This window comes from Enterococcus sp. HMSC061C05, from assembly GCF_001814765.1.
GTDB classification, from domain to species: Bacteria; Bacillota; Bacilli; order Lactobacillales; family Enterococcaceae; genus Enterococcus_B; species Enterococcus_B lactis.
On sequence record NZ_KV817748.1, the window covers coordinates 131,273 to 151,280 of the forward strand.

Consider the following 20,008-nt stretch of genomic DNA (forward strand, 5'->3'; position numbering starts at 1 on the left):
TTCTTGAAGCTGACCACTTCTGTCACAACCGCCATCTTCTTACTTCTTCATTGCCGCTTTTAGTGCTGCTGCTAATGGGCTTTCTTCTGGTTCTTCTGCCTGTGCATATTTTTTCAGCAAGCGACGTTCTTCATGTTTGGTCATTTTCTTCTTCTGCTCTTTTTTATCAAGCATTTTTTCTGTCGTTCCGTCGTATTTACAACGGAAATAAGCACCATTTTTGCCTTTGATGATTTCCATTTTCCGGTGACATTGTGGGCAGCGATGGTTGGAGACTTTCGGATCTTTTCTTCTGCGATAGCTGCAATCTGAATTGGTGCAGACATAAATTTTGCCGTCTCGTGTGTTTTTCTCACGCAGATTGGCCCCACATTCTGGACATTTCTTTTGGGTGATCGAGAAATCTTGATATTCTTGTTTGCTTGATTTGATTTCATTCACCAAGCGTTTTGTTTCTTTTTCGATCCCATTCAAGAAGGTTCCTGCTTGTTTCTTTCCTGCAGCAATCGCTTCAAGGTCTTTTTCCCAGCTCTCTGTCAGATCCGGTGTCACTAAAGATGGGTTGACTAATACTAATAATTGTTTACCTTTAGGGGATACTTGCAGTCCTTGAGGGGTACGTTCCATCAACTCTGATTTGATCAGTTTCTCAATGATCTCTGCACGAGTAGCCGGGGTTCCCAGACTGTATTTTTCCATTTGTCCAAGCAAGCTTGCTTCTGTCAATGGTTTAGGCGGTGCAGATAATTCTTTTTTGATGGTGAAATCAGGATTGATCCGCATTCCTTTTTCCCATTTGACTGTTTCCGTTTCAGATTCCGTTTCGCCTTTCCACCCTGCTTGGACGACACGATTTTGTCGGAAAATGAATTGTTCTTTACCAAATTCAACCGTGACTTTTGTCTGACTGACTTTGTGTGGTTGAGCAAATAAGCCTAAGAAACGAGAGACGATCATCTGATAGATTTTTTGCTCTTCATTACTTAGTTTTTCATAACGTGCTCGGTTTTCAGTTGGCAAAAGCGCATGGTGATCGGTCACTTTATTGTCTTGGAATACTTTTGTCTGTTGGACGATGGCTCCGTTTTTCAAATACTGCTTGACCTCAGGAGCAAAGTCGCTGACTGCTTGCAGTCGTTCGTTCATCGTACTTTTCATGTCGTTTGTCAGATATTTGCTGTCTGTACGCGGATAAGTAACGATTTTATGGGTCTCATATAAACTTTGTACAAGACTTAATGTTTTCTTTGCAGAATAGCCATAGCGTTGATTGGCTTCTCTTTGGATCTCTGTTAAATCATAAGGCAGCGGCGCAGATTCCGTTTTTAATTTTTCTTGGACTTCTGTGACAGTTCCTTTGCTTGTACTGATCAATTGAACAAGTTTTTGTGCTTCTTCTTGTGTTTTTAAAGCAAATTGATTTTTTTGAACCATTTTGGCTTGTTCTTTTCCAGCGTGTAACGTGATCGTGAAATACGTTTGTGGACGGAACTGTTCGATTTTCTTTTCTTGATCTCTCACTAATGCTAGTGTCGGTGTCTGCACACGGCCTGCTGATAAATTGTCCGCATACTTCACAGTTAAGGCTCTGGTCACATTCAATCCTACCAGCCAGTCCGCTTTTGCCCGGGCAAGAGCAGATTCATACAATGCATCATACTCTTTTGCAGGTCTTAGTTGCTTGAATCCTGTTTTGATTGCTTTATCTGTTTGAGAAGAGATCCATAACCGCTTCACTGGTTTATTGAAATGCACATACTCTAAGATCCAGCGAGCAACAAGTTCTCCTTCCCTTCCGGCATCTGTCGCAATGACTGCTTCTGAGACATCTTTTCGTTGAGCCAGCTGCTTGATTGCTTTTAATTGATGTCCTGTTTTAGGAAGTGGTTTGATTCCTAGTTTTTTAGGGATCATCGGCAACGTGTCCATTTGCCAGCTCTGCCATTCCTTATTCAGATCTTCCGGCATTTTCAATCCTAATAAATGACCAAGGGCCCAAGTAACGATCACCTTGGGTCCTTCATAATAATTTTTGTGCTTTTGATTAGCACCAAGCACCTTGCTTAGGTCTTTCGCAACGCTTGGTTTTTCCGCTAGAATTAGTTGTTTCATAAAATTCCTTTCTGCTTTCTACTGTGATGGGCTGATGATTTTTCAACAACGCAAGTCCCTTGTATTGCTGTAAATCATCGTCACACTCTTCACACCAGCGCTCATCTCCATCATTCCAAAAGGCGCTGAGAAAGTTGCTTTTTGCATTGATATATTCATAATTTTGATGGATCGCGATCCATTGTTTTTCGTACGCTTGTCGTGCTTCTTCAAAAGACTCGAATGTTTCTTCTGCTTCAATATCTTCTTCCCAGTCTTCAAAAAACCACCAAGGCTCATTGTCCCCGAACATGGTAATTACTTGATACATACTCGTGCTCCTTCTTTCAGCTTTTCTAGACTCATCTTAGTCACTTTTCAAGAAAGTTGCAAGAATTTTCTCTTATAAAAGGATCATTTAATGAACATCTTGAAAATGATACCAATGAATCTGATTGTTTAAGGCAAAGTAGCGATAAAGTCATTGATCATCCAAAAATAGCTGTCCTCTGGATCGATTGTCGGTTCTTTTGTAAAGTATCCTAAAAAACGCAAGGAAAGATAGCCGTGGATCATACTACGTAATTCTCTGCTTCGGTGGACTTTTTCTTCTTTCGTTAATTGAAAAGCCTCAAAGATCTGCAAAATGATCTGGTTCGTTTCATGGATTCCCTCTAATAAAACTGCTTCATTGGTGTGGGGCACACTGATCAGCAACTCATACACTGCTTGATTCGAAAAAGCAAAGGATCGATAAGTTTCTGCATAGATCTGCAGTGCTTCCTGACCACTTTTTCCCACAAGAGCCCGACGCAGCTGGTCATTAAGTTCCTGCAGAAGTTTTGCTGTTAGCGCTGTTTTGACATCACGAATATTTTTGAAATGGTTATACAGCGAGGGAGCCTTGATATCCAAGCGTTTTGCTAAATGCTGAAAGGTTATTTGCTGAACATCCATCTCTTCTGCTAGTTCTCGAAAGCAGTCGATGATTTTCTCTTGAGACAGATTTCTTTTTTTCATTTCCATGTTTCCTCTCATAAAATAAATCCTTCACTCTTTCAGTTTACCACGAAAAAGAACGAGAAAAAAGAGACTTTCATTGATAAACTACATATTGTAGTTTATAATAAAGAGTCGTAGATGAAAATTTTCAGAAAGAAGGAGTCTAATTGGCTGCAAGAATAAAGGAAAAATTATTTAGGAAAAGAGAAACTTGGGAACAAAACTTGTTTGTCTTATGGTTTGGAACATTTATGGCTGGTATCGGATTTAGTTTAGTCATGCCTTTTATGTCACTTTACATAGATACGTTAGGTAATTATAGTACGGCACAATTGAACTTTTGGAGCGGATTGACTTTTTCATCTACTTTCTTGGTGACTACGCTGATCTCTCCTTGGTGGGGGAAATTAGCCGACCAAAAAGGAAGAAAATTGATGCTGCTGCGTGCTTCATTAGGAATGGCAATCGTCATTTCTTTGATGGGCTGCGTGACTAGTGTGTATCAATTAGTCGCATTGCGTCTGCTTCAAGGGATTTTTTCTGGTTATATCAGTAATGCCACTGCCCTTGTCGCAACTGGGACGCCAAAAGAAAAAAGTGGTCAAGTTCTTGGAACCTTAGCAACTGGTTCTGTTACAGGAACATTACTTGGACCGCTTCTTGGCGGGATCTCTGCTTCAGCGTTTGGCTATCGCCCTACCTTTTTCATTACAGGGATCATCTTATTTTTCGTCTTCTTGTTGAGTCTGTTTTTCGTCCATGAAAAATTTGTCCCAGTGAAAAAAGAAAACATGGTTTCTGCCAAACAGATTTTCAAAGACTTGAAATATCCACACGTCGTCATCGGTATGTTCGTCACAACGATGATCATCCAAGCATCCAACAATTCCATCAGTCCAATCATCAGTCTGTACATTCGTCAATTGCTGCATGGACATGGGAATGTTACGTTGATCAGCGGAATCATCGCTTCGATACCTGGAATTGCTACTTTGATAGCTGCTCCAAGATTTGGTCGCTTAGGTGACAAGATTGGGAGTGAAAGAATACTTGCGATTGGTTTGGGTTTTGCGATTTTGGTTTATATCCCAATGGCATTCGTCACGAATGTTTGGCAATTAGCTGCCTTACGTTTTTTGATTGGTATCTCTGATGCTTGTCTGCTCCCTGCTGTCCAAGCATTGATCACAAAATATTCGCCTCATCAAGCTGCTGGACGGATCTTCAGTTATAACCAATCTTTCCAAGCAACTGGTAACGTAGTAGGACCTATGATCGGCTCCAGTGTTTCCAGTGCATTTGGTTATCGTGGCGTCTTTCTTTCGACTTCTCTTCTTGTTTTGGTTAACTTCTTGCTTGTACGACACAATACACAAGAGATCCATCAGCAAGAAACTGCAGAAGAAAAAGCTTCAGGAGTCTCCATATCTTCAGAGCACTCTCCTTCTCATAGACAATAAGCGTAAATGAAAAACACTGCTTGAACAGTTGTCACAGACTGTCCTTGCAGTGTTTTTGTTTAGGCCTGTTTTTTCAAGAACTCAGATAAGAGGGATAATCCCTTTTCCAAGGTTTCTTTTTTACAACAGTAACCTAGTCGGGCATGCTTCGGCAAATCAAAGGCACTTCCTGGTACTAATAGTACTCCTGTTTCTTCTAATAAATTGATACAAAATGTCTGGTCATCTTCTTCGATGGCTAATTTGATGAAAGAAGTAGAGACGTAATTGGGAGCGACAAGTTCAACTTTCGGTTCATTTGCTACCCATTGTTTTAAAATCGCAAGGTTCTCTGTAATGATCTTTTTGTTTCGCTCCAAGATTTTTTCTTTGTTCTTCAATGCATGTACAGCAAGATCATCTGACAGGACTCCACCGCAAATCATCGTGTAGTCTCGATATTTTCGAAAAAACTCTGCCAACTCAGGTCCAGTAGCTGTCCAGCCAATACGGATACCTGGAATGGAGTAGGTTTTGGATAGGGAATTGGTTGCTATACCTTTCTCATAGACATCTACGATCGACAAGAATTCACCATTATCCGTTAAAGGCGCATATACTTCATCTATCAATACATATGCATCTACTGTACGAGCAATTTCTGCGATTTTTTCTAAAGTTTTCCGATCTAGCAATGTACCTGTAGGATTGTTTGCACTATTCAAACAGATGATCTTTGTTTCAGGTTTGACTAAGGCTTCCAGCTGTTCTAAATCAAACTGCCAATCTTCTTCTTCCTTCAAATGAACAAAGTCAACAGTGGCACCTAAAGATTTGGGGATGTCATATAATTGCTGATAAGTAGGAAGCATCGAAACAACATGGTCTCCTGCTTCCACTAACGCGTATAGAGCTAAAAGATTAGCACCAGTCGCTCCGTTCGTTTGTAAGATGTTTTCTGGATCGACGGTTTGATAAAGAGAAGCGACTTCTTGTTTGAACGCATCTGATCCTTCAATCCAGCCATAGTCCAATGGTTCATTTTTGCGTTTTTCGAAAAACTCACTTACGTTGGTCCCGTCTAAGCCAACGAGTTCGTCTAATGTCAATGCTTCGATCGAGCTTTGTGCAATATCATATACCGCTTTCTTCTCCCATTTATTTAGCCATTCTTCTACACCGAAATTTGCGATTTCCATGTTTCTTTCCCCCTTATATCTTGATCCAGCCTACAGCAAGCAACCCGATTGAAAGCAGTGCGGCCACACAAATCAGCCCAATCATTACTTTTTCTTTTCCCGTAATTTGATGGTTGGTTTCCCGACAAGCGATCCAGTAGAAGCAAAAACCAGGAAGATAGGCAATACTACATAAAAGGACATAAGAAAATCCTGCTAAAGTGATTCCTATCAATTCAAAAACTACAGCAATCCCACCGATCATTACTTGTTTTTTGACTCCTTCTTTTAAAGAAAACTGGACTTGATAGATTCCGACAAGCAGATAACAAATCAAGATTGCCGCTGTACATAAAGAATAGGCAAATTGATAGGCATAATCAGTAACTAAGAAAGTCAATAAGAATAGATTAGTCAAGATGGCAGTAACAACTAACGAATAAGTTGGGGCATTTTTTTTATTCGTTTTTCCCCAAGCTTTCGGCAACAGACCGTCTCGAGCCATCAACATCGTTGTTTCTGCTGGGAGCATCGTCCAAGACAGCCAAGAACCGATGATCGAAATGATCAAGCCGATATTGATCAGTGCCGCTCCCCAATTTCCCACGATTCCTTTTAAAATATTTGCCATAGCAGGTTGTGAAATAGTTGCTAACTCTTCTTGAGATAAGACACCGTATGGCAAGATCGAAGCAAGGATATAGATAAACAATAAACAAAGCAGCCCAATGATTGAGGCTTGCTGGGCTTCTGAACGTTTCTTCGCGCGGTTAGCTAAAACACTTGCACCTTCGATCCCTACAAAGACCCACATCATGACCATCAAACAACCTTTGATCTGCAACCAGATCGTTCCTTGCTGTCCTGATCCATTCACTAGATTAACAGATACGTTGCCCCAAAAATCAGTAGTGAATATATTCACTTTAAATGCGATAAATACAAATATTAAAAATAGGAATAATGGCACTAATTTACAGATCGTCACGATCGTATTGATCACGCTCGCTCCTTCAATCCCATTGTTTACTAATAAAGTCAGACCCCAAATAAAAAGACTTGCAAATAAAATAGAAGGAACATTTTGTCCCCCTTTGAATATCGGAAAAAATTCTCCCATGGCACTCATTAGCATCGTCGCAAAAGCAACATTTCCTAGCCACGCAGACAACCAATAGCCCCAGCCACTAATGAAGCCACCTAACTTCCCAAATGAAGCTTCTGCATACCCAAAAATCCCGCCATCCAGATCTGGGCGTTTTTCTCCTAAATGATTCAGCGATAATACCAAAGCTAAAATACCAATCCCGACGATTATCCATGAAAGGATTGCTGGCCCAGGGGCGGCAGAACTAGCCAGATCACTCGTGATTCCAAACACACCGCTTCCGATTGACGAACTGACAACGAGAGCAACCAGTCCCCACTTACTAATACCTGTCGATTTCTTTTCCATTTCCATCACCTTCACTTATAAAATTGAACAAACCACCTGCAAAAGATATCCTTTATTTTGCAACTGCTCTTGCTTACCAAAAAGCAACTTTATTCATATTATTGGATATTATGGACTGTTTTCACTGAAATTACAAGTATAAAATGAATAAAAATTAATTTTATTGCAAAAAAACAGCTATGCTGTCCAAAAGAAAAGATGTTTCTTTTGTTAGCCATAGCTGTTTTGATTCATTTCATATCGCTTAAACGTATTGTAAAACTTTTGTTTCTTGGTATGCGTGGTCGATCAAACCGCCACCTAGACATTCCATTCCGTCATAAAATACAACTGCTTGTCCAGGAGTAATGGCACGTACAGGTTCGTCGAATACGACTTCTGCACGGTTATCATCCAATAAGCGAACTGTCACAGGAACATCTTGTTGACGGTAACGGAATTTCGCTGTGCACTTGAATTCTTTTGGCATTGGTTCATTCGTCGTAAAGTGGATTTCACTTGCATCCAAGCTTGTGGCGTACAGTGCAGGATGGTGGAACCCTTGACCCACGTATAATGTGTTCGTCGCTAAATCTTTCCCTACGACAAACCAAGGTTCTTGCGAATCTCCTCCGCCACCGATTCCTAGGCCTTGACGTTGACCGATCGTATAGTACATCAAGCCAGCATGCTGCCCTTTGACTTCACCGTCAAGAGTGACCATATTGCCTTTTTTCGCTGGTAGATAGTTGCTCAAAAATTGTTTGAAGTTCTTTTCACCAATAAAGCAGATTCCTGTTGAATCTTTTTTCTTAGCAGTCGCAAGGCCTGCGCGTTCAGCAATTGCCCGCACTTCTGATTTTTCCATACCGCCTAGAGGGAACATCGTTTTTGAAAGCTGTTCTTGTGATAATTGACTAAGGAAGTAAGTTTGATCTTTATTGTTGTCTACTCCGCGAAGCATATGGACCACACCGTTTTCATCGCGAGTGACTTGCGCATAATGTCCAGTAGCTACATAATCAGCACCAAGATCCATTGCATAGTCCAAGAATGCTTTGAATTTGATTTCTTTGTTACACATCACGTCTGGGTTAGGTGTACGTCCTGCGCGGTATTCGGCTAGGAAATATTCAAATACACGGTCCCAATATTCTTTTTCGAAATTCACAGAATAATAAGGAATCCCGATTTGAGCAGCTACTTTCGCTACATCCTTATAATCTTCCGTGGCCGTACATACGCCGTTTTCGTCCGTATCATCCCAATTTTTCATGAAGATCCCGATCACGTCGTATCCTTGTTCCTTTAATAAAAGTGCTGTTACAGATGAGTCGACACCGCCGCTCATCCCTACGACAACGCGTGTTTGGCTGTTGTCTGTCATGATATCACCATCATTTCAATTAGATTCTGAAACATCTACGAGTTGAAGGTCGCAACTTTTCAGTATTTTACATTATACGTCATATTTCTGAAAATTTCATCCCTTAATTATCAGCGTTCGAATACATAACCTATCATAGGGAAAAAACAGCGCTATCTTCATACTCCAGTGATTCTCATGATCAAAAGAGGAACGGCAGTTTCGATTCATAAGAAAAACAAAAGAACAACATTGTAATAAGTAGCAAATAGATAATTCATTCCTAAAAGTAGCCACTTTATTCGATTATCCTCAAGTTTTGTAGAGAAATAGAGACCCATCAAGCCGGAAATCATTATGAAAAGCAACAAAGCGATGATTGCCCACATCCTGTCGGTATTTAAATAGAAAGCCAATAGATAATGGATCCAAATAAGTAAACTGATCGATATCAACATCGGTAGACCTAGACCGAACAAAAAAAATGCTTTTTCTTTCTGTTTATATTCTAATATTTCTACTAAACCAATATACAACACACATCCTAGCAACAAATCCAACCTAGATAAACTTAACCACCCAATGATGAAAAACAGCCCTAATCCGCAAATCAAAAGAAAATGAAGAGCAATCACTAGCCATTTTACTTTTATGGAATCCATTCTTCTTGTAAAAGCTAGACTGATACCACTTAAAATCCAACATGAATACTGGACGATTAGAAACCCTATCACTTCATGACGAATATACAAATGACTGCTGAGCAAAATCATACAGAAGACTAACAGAACCACCGATACCCGCTTACTTTTCTTACTTTCTATTGATAACATCCAACTCTCTCCTTTTTAATTGACCCATACATCGCCTTCCTCATGCCCCAATGATTCTCATGATCAAAAGAGGAACGGCAGTTTCGATTCATAAGAAAAACAAAAGAACAATATTGTAATAAGTAGCAAATAGATAATTCATCCCTAACAGCAGCCACTTTATTCGATTATCTTCAAGTTTTGTAGAGAAATAGAGACCCATCAAGCCGGAAATCATCATGAAAAGCAACAAAGGGATAACAAGCCAAGATTTAATAGTATTTGAATGGAAAGCCAACAAGTAATGGATTCCAATAAGCGAACTGATCGATATCAGCATCGGTAGACCTAGACCGAACAGATAGAATGTTTTTTTCTTTTTTTGATAGTCTAATGTTACGACTGCTCCAAAATACAACACACATACTAACAACAACTCCCACCTAGGTAAACTTATCCACCCGATGATCCACCCAATGATGTAAACAAGCCCTACTCCGCAAGTCAAAAGAAAATGAAGAGCAATCACTAGCCATTTTACTTTTATGGAATCCATTCTTCTTGTAAAAGCTAGACTGATACCACTTAAAATCCAACATGAATACTGGACGATTAGAAACCCTATCACTTCATGACGAATATACAAATGACTGCTGAGCAAAATCATACAGAAGACTAACAGAACCACCGATACCCGCTTACTTTTCTTACTTTCTATTGATAACATTCAACTCGCTCCTTTTTAATTGTTTGCTTCGTTGCTGACTTCAAAAAGTTTGAAACAAAATAAATAGAAATTGGAAAACATTAAAATATGTAGCAAATAGATAATTGATAACTAACAACAGCCATCTTACCTTCGCAGATTTGATATTTGTCGAAAAATAAAGACCTGCTAAGCCGGGGAAGGATATGAAAATCATTAAAGCTGCACTTTGAAGACTATTTCCATAATAGAAATGAGCCACCCCTAGACACCAGCCAGACAGTAACATAGATATACATAACCCGACCAAATTGATAGTTAGTTTCATTTTTTCTCCTTTTGTTTTTAATCCTCTTTTTCTTACAACAGAAACGTTCCGCCATTTTTTACCAACCAAAAATGATCCAGTTAAAGATACATATCAAATTCGATACTATAACAATCGCTTTTAAACATTTAGAATTGATTTTTGTTGAAAAAACAAGGCTTAACCCACCAAATAACCAAATACAAAACATTATTCGTATACGAGTCCCATCGTCGTTATAATTTATTGAAGGGAAAAAAATAGTCAAAGCTATACAAAGCACTAGCAGACTTATTGAAATGATTGTACACGTCTTACTTTTTAGTGGTAACATTCACACATCTCCTTTTCGATTGATACATGGCTATCTTAATAAATGACCATAAAATTGCATCATAGTAAGATGGGTAGCTATTAGATAATTTAGTATTATCAGGAACCATCTCATTCTTACAGACTTGACTTTTGTAGAAAAATATAGTCCTGTTAATCCTGGAAAAATCATCATAAGTAACATATATACTCCTTGAGGGCTATTTCCGTAATAGAAATGAGCTATCCCGAGACACCAGCCAGACAGTAACATAGATACACATAAACCGATCAAATTGACATTTAATTTCATTTATTTCCCCTCATTTTCGTTTTTTATTGAAACAACAAACTAAAACAGAACAATTTACATAGCATAAATCACCCAACTATAAATACCAATCAAATCAAGCAGGATAACTAGCATTTTTAATATTTGAGAATTGATTTTTGTCGAAAAAACCAAACTCAAACCGCCAGTACTCCAACAACAAAATGTTATGAACACTAAGAACTGAAAATTATTTTCTATAGAAGGATGAAAATAAAAACTAGCTGAAATGAAACAAATTGACAACAAAATTATTGAAATGATCGTACACGTCTTACTTTTTAGTGGTAACATTTACACATCTCCTTTCTAATTGATTGATACTTGTCTATCTTCAAAAAAACTCTAAACAAAAAATCTCACAATTTGTTATTTAAAAATAAATAAATAAAAAATATAATAACGTAATAAAATAAATAGATATACAAATCAACACCCCTATTCAATACTCATCCCTACCAAGAAATTGTATCTTCTGTAGACTATCTAACCCCAAATAAAATATAACACCTTTGATTTAATTCGTAAAAATCCTAAGTTAAACGCTAATTATTCCATTAAAGATAACAGTTCTCAATTATTGATATAGCTGATTTTACTCTTTGGTGTTATGTGCAATATACGCCTATATTAAATAACTGATATATTTTATTTTTAAGCTATCATCATTCTTATTCATATGTTATTATTCTAGCATAAAACAAGGAGGGATTACATTGAAATCAAAAATTAAATTGTTTCTGACTACCTGTTTACTCGCCGTCGCATTTGCCATCCCAATCACTACTGTACATGCTGATACAGATACCCAGCAGATATTGGAGGAGTATTATGAAGAATTCAAAAATGAATACGCTTCCTTCGATCAGGCATTTGAAGAGTTCACCTCGAATTATTACAACCAACCATTCAATTCCGCGATTTCCGAAGAAGACCACTTGCGTGACTACCTAAACACCGTCAATGAGCACTATATTCGTAAAGAAGCCGAACAATTATCCAAAGACCCGCCTCTCTGGTCATTCAATATCGGAAATGCTTTGGAGAATATCACTTTTGAAAAAGTACCAACTTATCATAAATATGATCTGATGAATATCGTTCAACCAGGAGATATCATTTTTGAAAGAAAACGAGCGGATATGGTTTTGCGTTATCTTCATCATGTGATGATCGTAGAAGGCATTTATGAAGAGACACATATCATCAATGGAAAACCAGAGACTTTCACATATATTCGAACTATCGAAGCAACTGATTATAGTCCTATGCTTGAAACAAAAGCTGGAGGCGTTGTTTACGGTGTCTTGGATGATGAGCGTTTCGATTATACTGATTCGACTATTTTAAGAGTTCCAGAAGCGACAACAGCACAAAAAAAAGCAGCCATCTCATTTATGCATGGACAATTAGGTAAACAGTATGATGCAGGATTTGGCCTTTTTACTAAGAACCGCTTATCTAGTAGGAAAGATTGGTATTGCTCTATCCTAGTGTGGGCTGCTTATATGAACGCAACACCAGATGGGAGAATCGATGAACTAACTGATAAAAGTGATCCTAATTTCCAAGGAATTGATTTAGAAACAAAGCAGTTAGTAAACGAACCAGGAGTAAGCCCCAATGATATTTTTCGTTCTCAAAAAGTCGAGAAAATCAATCCCTTTTTTGCAAACTACAAAGACTATCTGGAGAATATTCAATGGTCAAACGCTGGGACAATCATCAACGACGAAGATTTCATTTTTAGCCGCGGTTCCAACTCATACACCTTAAGGAATGATTATCATTTCATCGCCACGGACAAAAATAACGGGAGACCTTATGCAAGTACACGTCTTACTTTCGGGCGTAATCATTCTGGAACGATCGTCGTAGAATTCGATATGTTCACCCGTTTTCTTTTAACAGACGAAGCAAGAGCCAAATTTTCTGACAGGAATATCCCGCTTATTCCAGAGACGATCGAAGATCATGATGTTCCGAACCATGTGATGAACTGGATCAATACCTATACCCAATGTTCGTTGGAGATCGTTTATTCTAACAATATCTCTACTGACAACAATCACTTAAGATATAATCCTTCTTTTACAAAAATCACGAAGAAAAAACATCCAGTCAATCCTTATCAGATCAACCAAGTCGTCCATACACCGCCTGCCTTCACTCAGCAAAGATTTGATTATACAGAGAACCTCAGTATCTATGACAAATACGAAATGACGCGACCGAATCCTTTCAATGCAGATGTTTCTTATAATCGAGCTACACCAAGCTGGTATTATTTTTACAATAATTATCATGCGTTGATAAAATTAGAGAATGGTACCTATCGCCACGCCTCTTATCTAAGGATCCATGGTTCATTCACAACTGCTGCTTCTGTCAGGAATGGTTATGGCTTCAATCATGATTTCACGATGACGGACGAAGCAAAAGCGATTTATGGGAATTATTTCTATCATATCGGCGTGAATCAGTCGGTAGATTATGCGATTGACTGGCTAAACCGATACACAAAAGAAAACACCCTGATCGTCTATTCCACTAATATAGATAATGATGTTAGGAAGTTGAATGACGGTACTGCCACGGTCAGAAAAGCAGTTAATGATCATGGGAAATTCGTATACTGTATTTTGTAGTTCCTCCTATAACATATGGCTGTATTACTAAAAAATAGGATAAAAAGCCGCGCCAAAAAGGGACGACTTTTTATCCTATTTTTGAAAATCAGGTACTTCAATTCTTTTATAACATGCGCGAATTGCTTTTCTATTTTGATCCTTATGACACAGAATTGGGCAGCAGGCTCAAAAGCTTGTATTTGTGGGGACAAGTCTTGCCAAATCAAAAACAGGAGAAGCTGTTTTTAGTTGCCTGTTCTTATCACTTGATGCAGGGCAGCTTTTTCACGACCTCTTTGCTTCATATATTTCTTTGATTTGCTGTTCGGATAATGGCGTACCGAATGGCAGTTTTTCTTTTAGAAGGTCTCTTTCTGGTGCGTCTACGCCTACATTGACGACGTTTTCGATGGGAACACTATAATGATGGATATGCCCGTGAAGGTTTCGAATGGTGTCGTTAGGTCCGAGTAACATTGGATAATGCGTCAAGTAATATTGCTGATGGTCGAACTTCACGATAGCACCTATGTCATAAAAATAAAATTTGGGACTGCCATCAGAAAGTCCAGGATCGTTTTTTTCTAAATAACGGAAGAACGCACGACTGTCATGATTCCCTTTGATCAAGTGGATCGTTCCTTGCAGTTGACTGACTAATTCTAAGATTTCTGCATTTGCTTTTTCATATTGCGGATGCATGGCAAGATCACCTAGATGATAGACGTGATCCGTTTCTTTTACTACTGCATTCCAGCTAGTGATCAACTGTTGGTTCATCTCATCTACATTTGCAAAGAGTCGCGGAGCAAAGTCATTTTCTCCTAGTAAACGCTCATGAAAAAAGTGCATATCACTCGTAAAATAATTCATGTTTCTCCTGCCTCCCTTTTCCTTAGAGTAAACAAAATTGCTGATTGGAGCAACTCATAACATCTAAAAAAGCTGTGAAAAAACCACTTGATTTCAAGTAGGAAGAAAATTTTTATCACCGCTCCTTTTCTATTCGTTTTCTTGTTCACGGTGTTCTTTCACCAGTTTTTTCTGTAATTCTTTATCATAATTTCGAGCAACGGGTGTCAAAAATAAAACGATCCCGCATAAAAGCGTACCAATTCCCGCAATCAGAAACATCTTTTCTACACCAATCTTATCTGTCAAGGGGCCCGCAAATATTAAGCCAATCGGCCCTGGCAAAGTCATTAATGAGTTGAATACACCTAAGACTCGTCCTAAAACGTTCGGTTCATAACTCTGTTGGATGATCGCCATCAGTAAGGTATTGAAATAAGGTGTGGCAAAACCTGCCCCGGCATTCAGTAAAAGAAAATAAAAGAATCCCTGTGTTGTCCCCGGCAACAATCCACTAGCACCAATCGTGGTACCTACGACTACATAAGCCATGAAAATCGGCTTCATCCGGTCTTTCCATTTTCCAAAAAAGCCAATCACCGCCCCACCTGCAAGCATCCCTACTGAATAGACTACTTCGACAAGACCCGCCTGTCCTACATTTTGACCAAAATAGCCCATCGTCATCAACGGATACAGACTGGCAGCCGGCATAAACAATAACGTGAACACAGCACCGTTGAGCATGATATGCCAAAGACCTTTATTCTCGTACAATTTTTTCACACCAAATTTTGTATCTGTCAACAAATGAATGGTTTCGCCTTGCGAAATAACCTTAGGGATCGTCACAAAAACAAGTAAGCCCACACCAAATACCGCGCCTAGCACATCAAGCAAAATCAGCCAGTTGATAGGTATTACTGTAAATAAAAACGCACCTATTGCAGGCGCAATGATAAAATTCGCTGACTGGACCATGCCTAGCTGTCCATTGATACGTGTCAGCTCTTCTTCTGGGACCATCGTAGGAAGGATCGATTGGATCGTCGGCATCTGGAAAGTTTGAGCAATCGCACGAATGAACAACGATACAAACACTAGCCACAACGGAAATGTGTCAGAAATCGTACCGACTACTACCAAGACCATCGCAAACAATGCGACAATGATATCTGTCAAAATCAGCAATCGCTTTTTGTCCCAACGATCCACCAACGGACCAGCAAACGGACTCAGCAAAACCATTGGGATCATACCTAATAACGTAGCAAAGCTCAAGATCGTTGCTGAACCTGTCTCTTTCGTCAGATACCAAATGATTGCATATTGCACGATCATACTCGTGATTCCAGATAAAAATTGACCTGTCAAAAACAAGTTGATATTTTTACGCCAATGTAAAACCGGCTCCTTTTCTTCTCCCATATCCTTCCCTCACTTCCTCTAAAACTTATCGTCCTTACGTAGCTAGAATTATACTTGATTATTTCCTTTAAACCTAGCTGTTTGTTCAAATACCATCGTTATATATTTTCAGTTTTGTTAAAAAAGTAAAATTAGCAGAAAAAAATCAGCAATCATGCTAAACTAAGAAAAAACTAGGAGGGCATCAGTCATGAAAATCAACTTTCAGACCACTCTTACCCCTGAAGAAATCAAAATCGTACTTGAACAGGCACAAGGTACAATCTGGATCAGCCGCAAACTGCCTAAGCTTCCAGAAAATGCTTTTTATCTCTTTTATCATCAAAAGGTGTGTACAGCAATTGGGAAAACAGTCCAACCAGAAACAATCGATACCGTCATCATGATTCAGCTTCCTTGGGATATAGAAGCCGATTATATGATCTACTTGCTCACCGAACAAGCAGAAAAAGCTGGTCTTACAATAGCCAAAGAATCGTTTCCTTCGATTCCTGAAACGGCTAGAAAGAAAATGGCAGAACACCAAGAGAAGATTGCTGCTATACTAAGTACATTTGGTTATCCAATCGATTCTTCCGTGCCATCTGCCGCTGTAGATACGAAGAAAAAACCAGCAAAAGCTCGTCATCGCTGGTCAAAAGAAGTCAGCGAGATTCCTTTTACCGTCGATTTCAGGGGAAGTCAAGCAACGCTTTACTGGATCAAACGAAATGAATTGCTGATCAAAGCAGGCGCGACGCTCGTCAAAGATCCTCCTTTAAATAAAGACGGCTCATTAGGTTATGCTGCAAAATATGGGCAAAAGCTACGAGATGATTATAAAGACAAGATTTCAGGCACAACCACGATCGAAGATATCATCGTAAAAAGTGTGAATGAGGCAAGCTTGCTGTTGTACTTTGCCGGAACAAATAGTTGGTTGGAAATAGTGGATGAACATGGAAAATCAATTGATGAGTGGACGAGAGTCTGATTTACAGCAGAAAAAATAAAAAAGACAACTATTTTGTGTCGTCCTTTCAAAGTTAGAGATCTAACGATTAGGCCGTTTCAAAACTAGTTGTCTTTTTATATCCACAGGTTATTCGACTTTTTCGAATAATCCTCGGCTGATCATCCCATCCATCAAAAAATAGAATTTATCTTGACTCATTTTCTGTTTCGGATCTTTGAAAATATTGACTGCTTTCAGTCCGTTTGCTGTAGTAATCGACATTTTCAATGTTTGGATATCTTTTGATACAGTGATTTTCAGTTTGAAGCCTTCTTTGCTTTGCGGCGTTGCATCTAATGGTCGGATCAATTGATAATTGCCTCCGTTTGTTTCTGTAAACCCATTATCACGCAATGTATATCTTTTTGCATCAGGATGCAAACGATAGCTGATCGGTGCGCCAAGTACAGTTGCTGTTGTTTCAAATGCCATGATTTTCACCTCGATAAAATTAGTTTCTCTTTATTATAAAAGTTTATCCTGATTTTTACTAGGTTTTTCAGTTAAGTTCCCTAAAAAATGAAGGCGTTCTCTCAGACATCTGTCCACATCAGAATGACTTTATTAGTTATTTTTTGACAGCACGAACTAATTGATCAAGGAAATAATGGATGTCTTCTTCAGTATTTCCCAATCCAAAGCTGATACGAATGGATTCTTTTAGTATCGGCGTATCTTCTCCATACATCGCTTCTAATACGTGAGAAGGTTCGATGTTCCCTGCTGTACAAGCCGAACCAGTAGAAATAGCGATTCCGTTCAGATCAAGCTTCATCAGTAGCAAATCATTTGCTTCGCCAATCAAGCGAAGATTCAACACATGAGGGAGTTTATTCGTTAAATCACCATTTACTTGATAAGGGATGTCGTTTGCTTCTAATGTATCAAGAATCAATTGTTGGAATCCTTGATATTTGTTGTTACGTGCTTCACGTTCTTCAGGTGACAGCAGTTCAACTGCTTTTGCCATTCCCCAGATTCCTGCCAAGTTTTCTGTACCTGCACGCCGCTTTTCTTCCTGCTCGCCACCTAAAAGCAAGGCAGGGATATTTACTCCGTCTCGTTTATATAAGAAACCGACGCCTTTTGGTCCATTGATTTTATGAGCAGAGATACTTAATAAATCGATTCCTAATTCTTCTGGATGGATCGTTTGGTTTCCATAAGCTTGTACCGCATCTGTATGGAAATAAGCTGGATGATCTGCTAAAAGTTCACCGATTTCTTTGATTGGCATCAAATTTCCGATTTCATTGTTCCCGTACATCACAGAGACCAAGATCGTATCTTCTCGTAACGCTTTTTTGACCTCTTCGATCGACAGATTCCCTTTTTCATCTACAGGCAGATATGTAACGTCAAACCCCTTTGTCTCTAAATATTTCATGGTATTAAGAACAGCAGGATGTTCGATAGCTGTAGTGATTAGATGTCTGCCTTCTTTTTGACGCGAGAACGCTGTTTCTAAGATAGCTGTATTATCCCCTTCTGTTCCACCACTATTAAAGATGATCTCATGAGGTTTTGCTTGCAGACTATCTGCAATGATTTGTCTTGCTGTTTCCAATTTTTCATGCGCGTGGCGGCCAAACCCATGTATGCTTGAAGGATTACCAAACGTTTCTTGCATGATCGCCGTCATCGCTTCAATTACTTGCGGATGCATGGGGGTAGTTGCCGCATGATCCAAATAAATAGTTTTCACTTCATTCATCCCTTCCAAATTATCGCTAGGCACATTCTAGCATAAAACAGCGAACATACCAAAGAAGAGATTACTTTTACCTAGAAGGCACTTAGTGTAGCGAAAAAGAGGTCGTGAAAAAGCTGTCCTGCATCAAGTAATAAGAACAGCCAAACAAAAATAGCTCCTCCTATTTTTCGTTTGGTTGGGCTTATTACCGCAGATGCAAGCTTTTGAACACCGTTTACCAAGAGGTCGTGCGCCTGCCGTTTAACTTTGAGTCACAAGGAGCAATTTCAAAAAACAGCTTCTCATGTTTGATGAATATTGTGACTTGTGACCGAGGAGTTGGCAGGAGAACACCGTTTATTCGGAAAAAGAGACTGTGACACAACTTTTGTCACAGTCCCTCTTCTCGTTGCTAATTGATCTTCTCGTTTTTTGTCTTTTTTCTTATTCGAATTCTTTTTCTTCCAGACGGAATAACGGACTCATCGGTGTATTTTCATGGATGCGTTTGACCGCTTCACCCATTAATTCTGAGCATGTAACGATCGTTAAGTTTTCCGGATGACGATTTTCTTCTGTGAAAACAGAATCAGTGATACAAATATCTTTGATTGGTGCATTGTCTAAAATGCTTTTCGCATGATCGGACAATAACCCATGTGACGCACAGGCATATACTTCTTTTGCGCCGTTTTCTTTTAATACATTTGCTGCTCGTGCAAGCGTTGCTCCGGTGTTCAAGATATCATCTACCATGATACATGTCTTTCCTTGAACATCACCAATCACATAACCACCCTCCGTTGAAGCATCATCTGCATGGTCTACGATGGCTAATGTACTGTTCAAATATTCTGAAAGACTACGTGCACGCTGAACGCCGCTGTTTTTTGGCGACACAACTACGATGTCATCTCCCGTCAGACCTAATTGACGGTAATAATGAGCAAACAATGGCATCGTAAATAAATTATCTACAGGAATATCAAAGAATCCTTGTACTTGAACCGTGTGCAAATCTAAAGTCAGTACTCGAGTTGCTCCTGCTTCTTCGATTAAGTTAGCAATCAATTTCGCAGTGATCGGTTCATGAGGTTTCGCCGTGCGGTCTTGTCTAGCATACCCATAGTAAGGCAATACGACATTGATCGTTTTCGCACTTGCTCGCTTCATTGCATCAATCATAATCAGCAGTTCCATGTAGTAGTCATTGACAGGTGCATTCGTTGATTGAACGATGTACACATGATCCCCACGGATACTTTCTTCAATATTGATGGAAATCTCCCCATCACTAAATTGCTTCACGACGCTTTTACCTAATTCTGTTCCAAACACTTTCGCGATTTTTTCAGCTAATGGACGATTCCCATTCAAACTAAAAATCTTCAACGTGTCATCCTGATACTTATTACTCATGTAGTCCTCCCCA

General features: G+C 39.1%; 16 protein-coding genes. 3 read left to right on the forward strand and 13 right to left on the reverse strand.

Going from position 1 to position 20,008, the window contains the following annotated elements:
• Positions 1-39: 39 nt before the first annotated feature.
• From HMPREF2988_RS08890 to HMPREF2988_RS08900, 3 genes are all read right to left on the reverse strand, one after another.
• Positions 40-2,112, reverse strand: a complete 2,073-nt coding sequence (locus tag HMPREF2988_RS08890; protein WP_083314626.1) for a DNA topoisomerase III — start codon at positions 2,110-2,112, stop codon at positions 40-42.
• Entirely contained in the window at positions 2,045-2,422 is a 378-nt protein-coding gene (locus tag HMPREF2988_RS08895) for a DUF1033 family protein (RefSeq protein ID WP_002312065.1), read from the reverse strand. Before HMPREF2988_RS08895 ends, HMPREF2988_RS08890 begins: the two co-directional genes overlap by 68 nt.
• Positions 2,423-2,550: 128 nt before the next feature.
• Positions 2,551-3,111, reverse strand: a complete 561-nt coding sequence (locus HMPREF2988_RS08900; protein ID WP_002325115.1) for a TetR/AcrR family transcriptional regulator — start codon at positions 3,109-3,111, stop codon at positions 2,551-2,553.
• Between the two features lie 149 nt (positions 3,112-3,260).
• Here HMPREF2988_RS08900 and HMPREF2988_RS08905 point away from each other — a divergent pair, with 149 nt between their 5' ends.
• A complete protein-coding gene (locus tag HMPREF2988_RS08905) occupies positions 3,261-4,553 on the forward strand; it encodes a multidrug efflux MFS transporter (protein ID WP_002329559.1) in 1,293 nt (430 codons plus the stop codon).
• Positions 4,554-4,612: 59 nt separating this feature from the next.
• On the opposite strand, the gene HMPREF2988_RS08910 is transcribed toward HMPREF2988_RS08905, so the two are convergent.
• From HMPREF2988_RS08910 to HMPREF2988_RS08930, 5 genes are all read right to left on the reverse strand, one after another.
• The gene (locus tag HMPREF2988_RS08910) at positions 4,613-5,731 is read right to left on the reverse strand and encodes an aminotransferase (protein ID WP_070770456.1); all 1,119 of its coding nucleotides are present in this window, start codon (positions 5,729-5,731) and stop codon (positions 4,613-4,615) included.
• Positions 5,732-5,744: 13 nt separating this feature from the next.
• Positions 5,745-7,166 (reverse strand): arginine-ornithine antiporter, encoded by a 1,422-nt coding sequence (arcD, locus tag HMPREF2988_RS08915; protein WP_083314630.1) that lies wholly within the window; start codon positions 7,164-7,166, stop codon positions 5,745-5,747.
• Positions 7,167-7,410: 244 nt separating this feature from the next.
• The gene (gene mnmA, locus HMPREF2988_RS08920; protein ID WP_002313365.1) at positions 7,411-8,532 is read right to left on the reverse strand and encodes a tRNA 2-thiouridine(34) synthase MnmA; all 1,122 of its coding nucleotides are present in this window, start codon (positions 8,530-8,532) and stop codon (positions 7,411-7,413) included.
• A 206-nt stretch (positions 8,533-8,738) separates the two neighbouring features.
• Positions 8,739-9,344, reverse strand: coding sequence for a hypothetical protein (locus HMPREF2988_RS08925; protein WP_070770458.1), 606 nt, complete (start codon positions 9,342-9,344; stop codon positions 8,739-8,741).
• An 88-nt stretch (positions 9,345-9,432) separates the two neighbouring features.
• On the reverse strand, positions 9,433-10,050 hold the full coding sequence (locus HMPREF2988_RS08930; protein WP_070770459.1) for a hypothetical protein: 618 nt from the start codon (positions 10,048-10,050) through the stop codon (positions 9,433-9,435).
• Between the two features lie 1,645 nt (positions 10,051-11,695).
• Here HMPREF2988_RS08930 and HMPREF2988_RS08955 point away from each other — a divergent pair.
• Positions 11,696-13,627 carry a YiiX/YebB-like N1pC/P60 family cysteine hydrolase gene (locus tag HMPREF2988_RS08955; protein WP_070770462.1) on the forward strand — a complete coding sequence of 644 codons (1,932 nt, stop codon included), beginning with the start codon at positions 11,696-11,698 and terminating at the stop codon, positions 13,625-13,627.
• Between the two features lie 267 nt (positions 13,628-13,894).
• Here the strand turns inward: HMPREF2988_RS08955 and HMPREF2988_RS08960 are convergent, their stop codons facing one another.
• Both HMPREF2988_RS08960 and HMPREF2988_RS08965 read right to left on the reverse strand, forming a co-directional pair.
• The gene (locus HMPREF2988_RS08960) at positions 13,895-14,482 is read right to left on the reverse strand and encodes a metallophosphoesterase family protein (RefSeq protein ID WP_070770463.1); all 588 of its coding nucleotides are present in this window, start codon (positions 14,480-14,482) and stop codon (positions 13,895-13,897) included.
• 129 nt (positions 14,483-14,611) lie between these two features.
• The gene (locus tag HMPREF2988_RS08965) at positions 14,612-15,889 is read right to left on the reverse strand and encodes an MFS transporter (protein ID WP_002308213.1); all 1,278 of its coding nucleotides are present in this window, start codon (positions 15,887-15,889) and stop codon (positions 14,612-14,614) included.
• A gap of 190 nt (positions 15,890-16,079) precedes the next feature.
• Between HMPREF2988_RS08965 and HMPREF2988_RS08970 the strand changes: the two genes are divergently transcribed.
• Complete coding sequence (locus HMPREF2988_RS08970) at positions 16,080-16,862, forward strand: hypothetical protein (RefSeq protein ID WP_070770464.1); 783 nt, start codon at positions 16,080-16,082, stop codon at positions 16,860-16,862.
• Positions 16,863-16,970: 108 nt separating this feature from the next.
• Here HMPREF2988_RS08970 and HMPREF2988_RS08975 read toward each other — a convergent pair whose 3' ends face one another.
• From HMPREF2988_RS08975 to HMPREF2988_RS08990, 3 genes are all read right to left on the reverse strand, one after another.
• The gene (locus tag HMPREF2988_RS08975; protein WP_002286736.1) at positions 16,971-17,315 is read right to left on the reverse strand and encodes a DUF1831 domain-containing protein; all 345 of its coding nucleotides are present in this window, start codon (positions 17,313-17,315) and stop codon (positions 16,971-16,973) included.
• 136 nt (positions 17,316-17,451) lie between these two features.
• Positions 17,452-18,597: a cysteine desulfurase family protein gene (locus HMPREF2988_RS08980; RefSeq protein WP_002344559.1), complete on the reverse strand. Its 1,146-nt coding sequence runs from the start codon at positions 18,595-18,597 to the stop codon at positions 17,452-17,454.
• Positions 18,598-19,020: 423 nt separating this feature from the next.
• Complete coding sequence (locus HMPREF2988_RS08990) at positions 19,021-19,995, reverse strand: ribose-phosphate diphosphokinase (protein ID WP_002286741.1); 975 nt, start codon at positions 19,993-19,995, stop codon at positions 19,021-19,023.
• Between the last annotated feature and the right edge of the window lie 13 nt (positions 19,996-20,008).